The organism is Bacillus sp. sid0103, from assembly GCF_019219025.1.
Genome location: NZ_JAHUWN010000057.1, coordinates 1 through 11,122, shown reverse-complemented (window position 1 = coordinate 11,122; position 11,122 = coordinate 1). Strand labels below are relative to the sequence as shown.

The window sequence follows — 11,122 nt, the reverse complement described above, 5'->3', positions numbered from 1 at the left end:
ACCCACTGCATTTAAAAATTCTTTCGGATAATAAGCCTTCTCATCAATTTGTCTGATATTTGGTTTAAGATGGTCATTAATTATTTGATTAAATACAACATTTTCTATTTTTTTATCCATATTGCAAATCCTAAAAAATAGTTTATGGAAAGGTATCTTCTCCATATTATCGGATTTTAAATTTTTAAGACCGTCCAATGAGCTGCTTTTTTCACCATCCATTTGTTGTTTATCAAAAAAGGATCATGTCAATAACATGATCCCTTCTAACTTTAAATATTAGTAGACGCAAGTGTTTCCGCAAACCTTCGCAGATGGCATTGGACGTGATGCAAGCACACTTATTAACAAAATCAAAGCAGCACAATATGTTCGTAACAATCCAGGTGAAGTTTGCCCAGCTAAATGGCAAGAAGGTACGGCAACCCTTAAACCAAATCTGGATCTTGTAGGAAAAATTTAAGGAGACCTGTCAATAATGATACTAGAAGCAGATATAAAAGCACAATTAGCCCAATATCTTCAATTGATGGAGGGCGATGTGCTGCTAAAAGTAAATCCTGGATCCGATGATGTATCCCGTGACATGCTGGCTCTAGTGTATGAATTAGCCAGCATGTCACAAAAAATAACAGTAGTACAGACGCAATTACCGAGAACGCCTAGCTTTAGTGTGAATCGTGTTGGCGAAGATACTGGAGTCACTTTTGCTGGTATTCCTCTGGGACACGAATTTACTTCTTTAGTATTAGCTATGCTGCAAGTTAGCGGAAGAGCTCCAAAGGTTGATCAGAAGGTAATTGATCAAGTCAAAAACATTAAAGGCGAATATCATTTTGAATCTTACATCAGCCTAAGCTGCCACAACTGTACTGACTTTGTACAGGCGCTCAACCTGATGAGTATTTTCAACCCTGGAATTACGCATACCATGATTGATGGTGTGACGTTCAAGAAAGAGATAGAAAGTAAAGATATTATGGCAGTCCCAGCTGTTTACCTAAATGGTGAAGTCTTTGGAAGTGGTCGTATGACCCTTGAAGAAATTCTTGCCAAAATGGGTAATACAGCAGATGCATCAGAGTTTGCCGATAAAGATCCATACGATGTGCTTGTTGTTGGGGGCGGTCCGGCTGGTGCAAGTGCAGCAATCTATGCAGCACGAAAAGGTATTCGTACAGGCATTGTTGCTGAACGCTTTGGCGGTCAAGTTATGGACACTTTGGGTATTGAGAACTTTATTAGTATGAAATACACGGAAGGGCCTAAGCTCGTAGCAAGTTTGGAAGAGCATGTGAAAGAGTACGGCATTGATGTGATGAATTTACAGCGTGCCAAACGTTTGGAGAAAAAGGATCTCATCGAAATTGAACTTGAAAGCGGACCTGTTCTAAAGAGTAAGACTGTAATCCTTTCTACAGGTGCTCGGTGGCGCAATGTTGGTGTACCTGGAGAAGCAGAGTTCAAAAACAAAGGTGTAACATACTGTCCTCATTGTGACGGTCCATTATTTGCAGGGAAACATGTAGCTGTTATTGGTGGCGGAAACTCTGGTATTGAGGCTGCAATCGACCTCGCAGGCATTGTTAAACATGTAACTGTTCTAGAATTTATGCCAGAGCTGTAAGCTGATGCAGTACTGCAAGACCGCCTTAACAGTCTGCCTAATGTGACTGTCCTAAAGAACGTTCAAACAAAAGAAATTACCGGCACTAATAAGGTAAATGGTATACGCTACATTGAGCGTGATTCGGGAGCCGTTCATCACATTGAATTGCAAGGTGTGTTTGTTCAGATCGGCCTTGTGCCAAATAACGATTGGTTAGGCGTAACGCTTGAACGTACTCGCTTCGGTGAGATTGTTGTCGATAAGCATGGCGCTACCAACATCCCTGGAGTGTATGCTGCAGGCGACTGTACGAACAGTCCCTACAAGCAGATCATTATTTCTATGGGATCGGGTGCTAATGCAGCCTTAGGTGCATTTGATTATCTAATCCGAAATACGTAAACCACCTACAAAAAAATATAAAAAAGTAAAAAGGAACATTCACTATACTCCTCTTTAGTGAATGTTCCTTTTTATCAATTCGTGAACCAACATCGGCGCTGATCCAGCCGATGTTTTTTCGTTTCCAATTTTATACTGATAAAATCATCGTATTTTTTGTGGGTTTATATTTTTCGTTCATAGCTTCAAAAAATGGTAGACTATAGATTTTCTTAGACTTTCAACCGTATTCAAATGGATGATAATCGATTTCCTCTTTCAGACCTGCCTTTTCAATGGCTTGTGTCTCATCTTTATAAAAATCAGATACGATAATGATTATGAAAAAATCCTCCTTTCAAGCAAAGGGGAAATATCCCCTTTGCTATATTGGTATTTTTATAGATGTCATTTTCCTTTAGGCTGACATGCTTACCGCTATGGCTGACAATCACATGGTCAAGGAGCTGCCCGCTCCCCTTTGAATTCATCTACCAATACTGGTGCATGCGCCTATCCCCTCATTTTAAAAACATAATGTTAGACTTAGCCTATGTAATATTCCTTTTTGTGGCTGGTTAAATAACTAAGTCTACAAGCCCATATTTAAAAAAATGAGTACGTGGTCTTGTTGATTTATTATCAAGAGCAGCATAAAAGGCTCCTAAACTTTTTACTAAAGACTGGTAATATATTCTTCTAGTACTCTTTCCATCTCTTAACTTATATGACGAGTTTAATGACCTAAAAATCATATTAAATCGGGGATGTACACCCTAATGTCAATATACCAATTTAAAGCAGAGGTGAGAGCATTCTTGATAAAACTTCTTTTGCCCGCTGATATTTTGAGCGATTACAAAACTCTGTCATTTCAATTTGCTTGCAATATTTTAGATCATGATGGAAATCCTTAACGAGAAGTTCTATGGTTTCTTCATCTAAAATGGCAGCATTTAATTCAAAATTATCAAATAGGCTTCTCATATCTAAATTAGCTGTACCGACAGATGCAAGGATATTATCTACAATCATAACTTTAGAATGAATAAAACCATTGTTATAATAATAAAATTTAATTCCCGCAAACATTAATTCTTCCATATAGGAAAATGCTGCCCATTTCACAAGTATATGGTCCTCAAGGGACGGGAGGATAATTTTTACCTCAACCCCGCATAGAGCAGCTGTTTTGAGTGCAACCAATATACTCTGATCCGGAATAAAATAGGGCGTCGCAATATAGATTCGATCATTTGCTGCATTTAAAGCGCCAAAATACAGCTCCAAAATATTATTCATATGGGCGTTAGGTCCACTCGCCGCAATCTGTAATTGTTTAGTTCCTGAACATTCTTGTACAGGAAAGTAACTCTCCTGACTAATTTCTTGTTTACTGGCCTGATTCCAATCATTAAGAAAGATATTTTGCAGAGGAAATACAGCCTCCCCCTTTATTTTCAAATGGGTATCCCGCCAAAAACCAAATTTCTTACTTTCGCCTAAATATTCATCTCCAATGTTATAGCCTCCTAAAAAACCAGTGGTACCATCCACGATAACAATTTTTCGATGGTTTCGATAATTGAGCTTTTTATTAAAAAATGCATTGGTTATCGGCGAATATACATTAATTTCAACATTGGCATCCTTTAATTCTTGAATAAAGGATTTGCTTAATTCAAGACTGCCCAATCCATCATATAGCAGGCGCACCTTAACTCCTTCTTTTGCTTTACGAATTAAAATCTGCTGGATCCTTTTGCCGATTTTGTCTGACCGAATAATATAGTATTCCATGTGTATATGGTCTTTTGCTTTTTCCAACTCTTCAATTATGGCAGTTAAAGTGGCCTTTCCATTGTTATAAATTTGAATATCGTTACACGTGGTAATTGGGGATTCAGAAATGGTTTGGAGTAATTCAAGCAGCCGCCGCTGCTTGCGTAACGGTGTTTTTGTGAACTTATCAGGAAAAGAAGTAATGTTTAATTTATTCATTACATCTTCAGGCAGCTTGGACCCCTTCAAGTTTTCTCCTGCAGCGAAGGTCCTTATTTGATAATCTTTTGCTAAAAACACATACATGACAAAGCCGATATTGGGAAATAAAAAAATAATCGCCAGCCATGCAGTTGTTTTTGATGGATTCCGAAATCCTACAAATAATACGAAACCAAATTGAAGGATGATAGTAAAAAATATCAACATTATCCATAACATCACAAATTCCTCCCAATTGGTGCTGCTTAATATTTTTATTTGTGAAATGAATCCAAAAAGAAGAAATTTGTCAACATTAAAGGAAAGGAAGAATATCTCCCTTTCCCCTTCATACTTTTATTTATTCGTATTGATAAATAACTTACATTTTGTTTGTTGCTTTGTAACATTGCCGTACAAGTCTTTTACACTTACCTCTATCCTCGCCCCGCGTGCATTACGTAAATTTGATGGAACTTTCCAGATCGATTTTCACAATAGCGTAGTTCGTATACTTGCCATTAAGCGGTGATGTTATCTTCGGGCTGTCAGCTTCATAATCCATTACCGCGCGAATCATAATGTTACCTGTTTCATAGGTTCCTTTAGACCAAAATCCTCTGTCAAGCAAATAGGAATGACCAAAAAATTGTGAATCTGTATCTAAGCTGATTGCCGGCATGAAAGGAAAATCAGTCGTTTGGATATAACCAATGTAGAAATCACCCTTCACAGTAAGCTGCAGCCTAGACAAATCTCCCATCATCCAATTTCCATTAGCTTGAACAGTTGCATCAATAGGACCCGCAATCATGGTTCCGGTATTGGAGGAATAAATATTCGCCTTTGATGCTAGAAATGAGTAAAAATCATCATCAAGCGTCGTCGGATAAGCAAGCCTCATCGCAGAATCTGAAATATCGATAAACATTTCTTTATTACCCATTAGTAGGTAAGTATAACTCACTTAAAACCGCCTTTTAACTTTTTAAAAGGCGAATATTTCATTCATTGCTTGCGGCAATATCTGCTTTTCCAGTACCCGTTCGTATTGTATTGCTCCTTTCATACAAGACACGATGGCAAAAGCTAATGATTCAATTTCTTCGGCTCCCCTATTTTCCAGTGTTACCTTAAGAATATTTTTAATAATCGTTATTTCTAACTGACTGATTTCTCGTACTTTTTGCCTTACCTTTTCAGGAAGGGATTCATAATCAGACTGAAGAGATGATACGGGGCATATCCCACCGTCACATAAAACAATTTGTCTCTCATAAAAACTCTTGATTTTTTCTTCAACAGTCAGGTTAGAATTTGTAATGAACGAGGAAAAGTCCTGCAAATTTTGAAGCAAATGTTCGGTAACAGCAACTCCCAAATCCTCCTTTTTTTCAAAATGATAATGGATGCTTGCTTTCGTCACACCCAATATTTTGGATAAATCATCATAGCTAATGGCTACATAACCTTTTTCACGAATTAGTTTCAGTGCCAGATCGATAATTTGTGTTTTCCTGTTTCCCACCATATTTTATTTTTAGGAAAAAATCCTGTCAATTTCTTGAATTTCTTCAATCGTTAAATGGACTTCCAGTGTTTTCAGATTTTGCAAGACTTGTTCTGCCCTTTTTGCTCCCGGAATGATTACGTCAATGGCTTCACGGGTTAAATACCAGGCAAGAACGACATGGGCAACTTCAGTCCCTTTTTCACTGGCAATTTTACGAACTTTCTCGATTTTTTCCAGGTTCTCCTCATAAACGCCCTCTCGGAATTGTGGGCGTTTTCTCATTTTTTCACTTAAATCGGTATTTTTGTTATATTTGCCCGTTAATAATCCTGAAGCAAGCGGGAAGTACGGTATAAAGGAAATGGTATGCTCAGCAACATAAGGGAACAACTCTTTCTCGGCCCCGCGGCTTAGCAGATTATACTCCCCTTGAAAGACATCCACATAACCATCTTTATTGGCTTCTTTCAATTGCTCAATCGAAAAATTAGAGACACCGATCGCTCTGATTTTTCCCTCATCCTTCAATTGTTTTAGGGCTCCGACGGCTTCATCCTTTGGCGTATCCTGATCAGGGAAATGAATATAAAATAAATCAATGTAATCCGTTTGAAGACGTTTTAAGCTCTCTTCGACAGATTGTTTTAAAAAAGCAGGAGAATTATCAATCACAACTTCATTACCGACAAATTTATGGGCTGCTTTCGTCGCAATCACAATTTCTGAGCGATTACCGTTTTCTTTTACGACTTCACCAATGATCTCCTCGGAACGTTTGGGACCATAGATAAAAGCTGTATCCAATAAATTTATCCCGTGTGCCAGCCCTGCGCGAACTAATTCCCTTCCAGTTTCTTCATCAAGGTTAGGAAAAAGATTGTGACCGCCTACTGCGTTTGTTCCTAAACCAATTGGATTGACATATAAATCTGTTTTCCCGATTCGAACGTGCTCTGCCATTTACCCTTCAACTCCTTTAGTATTATTTTTCTTTACGGATACGAACTAGTCTTTTAACAATTAGTACATTTCACTTGAAATCATCTTCCGATAGAATTTGTACCATGATGGTAAATACGAGCTGGCTTACTTCTTGTACTTTTTCTCTTAGTACTTGAGGTAACGATCACCTTATATTTACTTTACAATCATTACACCACAATGCGCATGCTGGACCACTTTATGGCTTACACTTCCCACGAGCAGTTCTGAAAAGAGGCTAAGTCCCCTGCTGCCCATTACGATCAGGTCGTAATCTCCCTCTTTTGCCTTCTTGCATATCGTCTCTGCAGGATCTCCAATATGGTATTCGCTATCATATTGTATAGATGACCCTGAAAGGACTTGTGCGGATTCCTCTAAAATCCTCCTAACTTCCTCTACTTGCAATTGTTCAATATCCACTCCGTAAGCAACTGTATTGATATTGTTGCTAGGAATGATATGAAGCAGCGTTATACGGGCATTTATCCCCATGTTTTGCGCCAACCATTTAGCCGATTTCAATGCATGTTTGGAGTGTTCGGAACCGTCAACTGGAACCAAAAATCTTTCATACATGTTGTCTCTCCCCTTTTTATAAAATCTTATTTTTATAATAAAACCCATGACGGTGATTATTGTGATGTAACCTTAGAATAATAACGATTAAATCTGTACGAGCGAATTAGCGCGATGAAATGGAAAAAATAATTTCATTGAAAATTACTCCCAATCGAGCAAATGTGTCTTGAACCATTCCACGGCTGCGCTGCTCGATTGATCGAAATATTGCGAGTACGGGTCAAAATGTCCTCCCGGTATCAGCACCAGTTTTTTGGGCTCCAATGCTTGCTCGTATGCAGCAAGTGCCAGATCGGTAGGAGTTATAAAATCGTTTTTTGCAACCAACATTAACAGCGGCGTAGGACTAATATTGGCAATAAAAGCTCCCGGCTCATAACCTCTTGATAATTCAATCGAACGCAGCGTAACTTTGTTAATGAATTTCTCTGAGCCTTTCGTATAGAATTCAATTGCATCCTTCGATTTATAGACGCTATTTTCATATTCACCGCCGGGAACGACCGAATAATAAACGGGGTCTCCGCCGCGCTGCCGGTTTAATCTATCATCGGCGAACGAGTCCAGCAGCTCCGTAAGCGCGTCTCCGTTCACTCTTCTTAGCGCAATTTTCGAGCCGCTTATCGTCGGAACTTGGGATACGACGCACTTTACTCGTTTATCGGTTGCGCCGACAACCAAGACATGTCCGCCGCTGTAGCTTGTGCCCCATACTCCGATTTCATAGCTGTCGACTTCCGGTAGCGAGCTGGCGTATGTTATGACATGCCGGTAGTCCTCCACTTGCTGCCAAGGATCGATTTCGTGCCTTGGGGTTCCATCGCTGTCTCCAAAATTCCGATGATCGAACAATAATACTGCAAATCCGTTGGCGGCGAACTTCTCAGCGTAAGGCTTCAAAAACATCTCCTTCAGTCCCGCATATCCATGCGCCATCACAATGGCCGGTATCGGCTTATTATCTTCGCGTTGCGGCAAATAAATCCATCCTCTGAGCATGGTTCCTTCAGCATTTATTTCCACATTATTTCTCGTAAAACCCGATTGTTTATTCATAAAATGTTCACTCCTTCTATGATTAAATGGAAGAGTGGACTGCTTGTCCACAGTCATCTCCTGTCAAAAATAAATAACGACTTCGAACTTTACTTTCCTTATTCTCCTTACTCGGAATAAAAGTAAGATGAGTCAATTTCGCCGGAAAGGCGATCTCTTAACACTGCGGAAAATTTCAATGCGCCTCCCAGAGGGCGGTGATGTATCGCAATATGCGCGATTGCTTTATTTTCGTTCCGCGTAAGCACAGTGACACCTTTGAGATGTACGCCGTCAAATGTCTGTGCTTCCCATTCTTTATACTCCAGAAGACCGGCAGTCGTGTTTCTCGTAAACGTCAAGCTTTCATAGATTTTGCTGGCTTCTCCCAACACCTTCTGAACGTTTTCCCTACCTGTGATAGTGGCGTTCAATACTGTGGCTTCGAACATTACATCTTCTGCGAAGGCCTCGGCAAATGCGGCTTGAGACTTATTCGCGAATGCGGTTTCCCAGTCGCTCTTTGTTGTTTTATCCATCTCAATCACTCCTATTTAATAGTTTGAAGAGCATTGTAAGCTTTATTTAAAATTAAGGCTGTTTTTCATCATTTATTGACCGCCATTGTAGAACTAATGTGCATTTTAATACTAACGAAGATCCCTTTTAATTAAGCTTTGACAGCATTTGCTGATCCCCAAATCGCTCCAGGGTTTACTCGATTTGGATAAAGATTAAGCATTGCATTGTATAAATCTAAAACGGTGACTGTTTCTTTATCCAAACGAATAAAGTCTAACAGATATTGTTTAGTTTCATCCAAAATTTTTGGGTTATTATCATTTTCAGGGACTTTATGACCCGCAATAACAAATTTGGGATTTAGTTCTTTCAAGCGATCGATCGCTTGGATCCATTCAAGTCGAGAACTCTCTGTTGTTTCAGCCAGATGCTGATGGATCCCGTTGTAGACAACATCACCTGCCACTAGTAATTCAATATCTGGAATCCATAATGACGTTGTATTTGCTGTATCCGTAAATCCAGCTTCAATAATTTCTAACCTATGTCCTTCAAGTTCAAAAGAATTTGAATCGATTCCATCAGGAAAAACTTGGGGTTGAGGAATTTGATTTGGGAATAATTTACCCCAAAAACTTTCAATATGTTTTGGACTTCCTTGTTTATAACTCACTTCAACAGATCCTTTTGTTGCTAGTACTTTAACATTGGGAAATGCCTCTTTTATTTGTTTGATTCCAAAGAAATGATCTCCGTGACCATGCGTGATATAGATGTATTTTAAGTTACGATCAAAAGACTTTATCCAATCAATCAATTTTTGGTTTTGTTCAATTGTAGTAAAAGTATCCACTAAAACTGCGTCTTTTTCTCCATAAATTAAAATAGCAGTATTGGAAACCCATTGAAGTTCTTCTTTTCCTTTTGGCAGGTTTCTTGTGAGACCGGCACGTTTTACGCATAATTCAGCGAATTGTAAGTTTGACATTTTAACCATCCTTAAATTTTTTTACTAAACAATCCCCATGAATGACTGAACACCAATCCGCTAGCAATAAATAGTAGCAGTATTTTTCAATAGCATGTAATATGCGGGCTAACGTTTGTGTTCTACTTTCAATGTTACTGCCACTTGTCGACATAACCTACTAGTAAGTAAGTATCAAGCAATATTGCAATGATTAATTCATTACCAATCTCGCGGCATTGGACGAAACATAAGGTATTGTCTCACGAAATTAATGTTTTTAGAATACAGCGACGGGTAAATGACCCTAAAAAGAAAGTCTTAGACCGCCGCTTGTGTTTCAGCCTTTTATTCAATTAGTCAGCTTCAGCCGAACGCTCAAACCATGTGTTGACCTCTTCTAGCCGTTTGATATACGCTTCGCGAATTGTATATGCAGCTTGAGATCCAACTGCCAAACGAAGCGGCGAATTGTCGCTTTTTATAACGGAAATAATCAGTTGCACTGCTTTTGCCGGGTCGCCGGTCTTGATGTTCGACATACCTTTCTCGTATCCTTCATACAGCGGAGCATATTCTTGTTTCTTCTCGGTATGCTGCATCGATCCACCAAAAAACTCTGTTGCGAACACAGAAGGTTCGACAATCGTCGTCTTGATCCCGAAGCCTGCGAACTCTTGCGCGAACGCTTCGGAGAATCCTTCAACTGCAAACTTGGATGCAGCGTATATGCTGTACGGTGGCATGGACCAAGTTCCGAAGAAGGATGAAAAATTAACGTAATGGCCCGATCCTTGACGTTTAAAGACGGGTAGTGTCGCTCGGATGACATCTAATACACCGAACACGTTGACATCGAACTGCTTCCGGATTTGTTCATCCGTATACTCCTCCATCATTCCGAACAGTCCGTATCCGGCATTATTTACCACAATATCGATTTTCCCGAAAACGTCAACGGCTTCTTGAACGGCGGATTGAATTTGCTCCTTGTTTGTCACGTCTAAAGCAGCGAGGTGAACACGATCCGGTGCCAGTTCTTTAAAATCCTGAATAGATTCAAGTTTGCGCGCGTAGCGACCACTTTGTCTCCTGCTTGAAGCAGCTGCTGCACAAATTGTCGTCCGAATCCTGACGAAGTTCCTGTAATAAACCATACTTTACTCATTGTTTTCATTTCTCCCTTTTTAATTATTCAGACCTGATCCTCCGCTTTGGTGACAAAACTTGACGGCGATCGATCAATAACTTATAGCATTTAAAAGTTAATAATTTGAAGCTCTTTAATATAATCACCCAAATTTCTCCATTATATTTACAACTTTTCCATCGTTTGCGACACTAACGGGGTACTTCTCCTATCTATAAATCCATAATTTTTGTTTTTCGAAAAACTATAAATTACCTGACCACTGAATGCTGATTTCCAACAAACTTTTTGGTTGTTTCGGCCACACGTTTTCCAAGGGCCCTTCCTAAAGCAAGATCATTTTGATTAAGGATGTTGTCAGATTCATCAACCGGACATGTAATTCCAACCCCATAATAG

Annotated in this window: 11 protein-coding genes and 2 pseudogenes; 2 read left to right on the top strand and 11 right to left on the bottom strand. The window is 39.2% G+C overall.

Translation table 11 applies throughout. The features are described from left to right. On the bottom strand, nucleotides 1-222 hold a 222-nt coding region (locus tag KW850_RS31590; protein ID WP_374226410.1), incomplete at its 3' end, for a hypothetical protein. Between the two features lie 88 nt (nucleotides 223-310). Between KW850_RS31590 and KW850_RS31585 the strand changes: the two are divergent. Together KW850_RS31585 and ahpF are read left to right on the top strand one after the other, a co-directional pair. Next, nucleotides 311-463 (top strand): annotated as a pseudogene (locus tag KW850_RS31585) (peroxiredoxin); the annotation flags it as partial. Nucleotides 464-478: 15 nt separating this feature from the next. Then, a pseudogene (ahpF, locus tag KW850_RS31580) lies at nucleotides 479-2,011 on the top strand (alkyl hydroperoxide reductase subunit F). Nucleotides 2,012-2,785: 774 nt separating this feature from the next. On the opposite strand, the gene cls reads toward ahpF, so the two are convergent. From cls to KW850_RS33735, 10 genes are all read right to left on the bottom strand, one after another. After that, the gene (gene cls / locus KW850_RS31575; RefSeq protein WP_218351585.1) at nucleotides 2,786-4,213 is read right to left on the bottom strand and encodes a cardiolipin synthase; all 1,428 of its coding nucleotides are present in this window, start codon (nucleotides 4,211-4,213) and stop codon (nucleotides 2,786-2,788) included. Nucleotides 4,214-4,430: 217 nt separating this feature from the next. Next, nucleotides 4,431-4,940: a hypothetical protein gene (locus KW850_RS31570; RefSeq protein ID WP_218351584.1), complete on the bottom strand. Its 510-nt coding sequence runs from the start codon at nucleotides 4,938-4,940 to the stop codon at nucleotides 4,431-4,433. Between the two features lie 21 nt (nucleotides 4,941-4,961). Continuing rightward, nucleotides 4,962-5,501, bottom strand: a complete 540-nt coding sequence (locus KW850_RS31565) for a TetR/AcrR family transcriptional regulator (RefSeq protein ID WP_218351583.1) — start codon at nucleotides 5,499-5,501, stop codon at nucleotides 4,962-4,964. Nucleotides 5,502-5,513: 12 nt separating this feature from the next. Beyond that, nucleotides 5,514-6,446, bottom strand: a complete 933-nt coding sequence (locus KW850_RS31560) for an aldo/keto reductase (protein WP_218351582.1) — start codon at nucleotides 6,444-6,446, stop codon at nucleotides 5,514-5,516. Between the two features lie 177 nt (nucleotides 6,447-6,623). Then, nucleotides 6,624-7,046, bottom strand: a complete 423-nt coding sequence (locus KW850_RS31555) for a universal stress protein (RefSeq protein ID WP_218351581.1) — start codon at nucleotides 7,044-7,046, stop codon at nucleotides 6,624-6,626. Nucleotides 7,047-7,190: 144 nt separating this feature from the next. Then, complete coding sequence (locus KW850_RS31550; RefSeq protein ID WP_218351580.1) at nucleotides 7,191-8,105, bottom strand: alpha/beta hydrolase; 915 nt, start codon at nucleotides 8,103-8,105, stop codon at nucleotides 7,191-7,193. Nucleotides 8,106-8,212: 107 nt separating this feature from the next. Further along, nucleotides 8,213-8,623, bottom strand: a complete 411-nt coding sequence (locus KW850_RS31545; protein ID WP_218351579.1) for a hypothetical protein — start codon at nucleotides 8,621-8,623, stop codon at nucleotides 8,213-8,215. Nucleotides 8,624-8,754: 131 nt separating this feature from the next. Continuing rightward, entirely contained in the window at nucleotides 8,755-9,594 is an 840-nt protein-coding gene (locus tag KW850_RS31540) for an MBL fold metallo-hydrolase (protein ID WP_218351578.1), read from the bottom strand. Nucleotides 9,595-9,929: 335 nt separating this feature from the next. Next, on the bottom strand, nucleotides 9,930-10,610 hold the full coding sequence (locus KW850_RS31535; RefSeq protein WP_256358571.1) for an SDR family NAD(P)-dependent oxidoreductase: 681 nt from the start codon (nucleotides 10,608-10,610) through the stop codon (nucleotides 9,930-9,932). Further along, nucleotides 10,577-10,741: a hypothetical protein gene (locus tag KW850_RS33735; RefSeq protein ID WP_256358573.1), complete on the bottom strand. Its 165-nt coding sequence runs from the start codon at nucleotides 10,739-10,741 to the stop codon at nucleotides 10,577-10,579. The genes KW850_RS31535 and KW850_RS33735 overlap by 34 nt, the downstream gene beginning before the upstream one ends. Nucleotides 10,742-11,122: the final 381 nt, after the last annotated feature.

What these genes read in the sequence shown, in the direction of transcription:
- KW850_RS33735 (WP_256358573.1), bottom strand. Translation starts at nt 10,741, where the DNA reads ATGAGTAAAGTATGGTTTATTACAGGAACTTCGTCAGGATTCGGACGA.
- KW850_RS31555 (WP_218351581.1), bottom strand. Translation starts at nt 7,046, where the DNA reads ATGTATGAAAGATTTTTGGTTCCAGTTGACGGTTCCGAACACTCCAAA.
- KW850_RS31545 (WP_218351579.1), bottom strand. Translation starts at nt 8,623, where the DNA reads ATGGATAAAACAACAAAGAGCGACTGGGAAACCGCATTCGCGAATAAG.
- KW850_RS31540 (WP_218351578.1), bottom strand. Translation starts at nt 9,594, where the DNA reads ATGTCAAACTTACAATTCGCTGAATTATGCGTAAAACGTGCCGGTCTC.
- KW850_RS31550 (WP_218351580.1), bottom strand. Translation starts at nt 8,105, where the DNA reads ATGAATAAACAATCGGGTTTTACGAGAAATAATGTGGAAATAAATGCT.
- KW850_RS31560 (WP_218351582.1), bottom strand. Translation starts at nt 6,446, where the DNA reads ATGGCAGAGCACGTTCGAATCGGGAAAACAGATTTATATGTCAATCCA.
- cls (WP_218351585.1), bottom strand. Translation starts at nt 4,213, where the DNA reads ATGTTATGGATAATGTTGATATTTTTTACTATCATCCTTCAATTTGGT.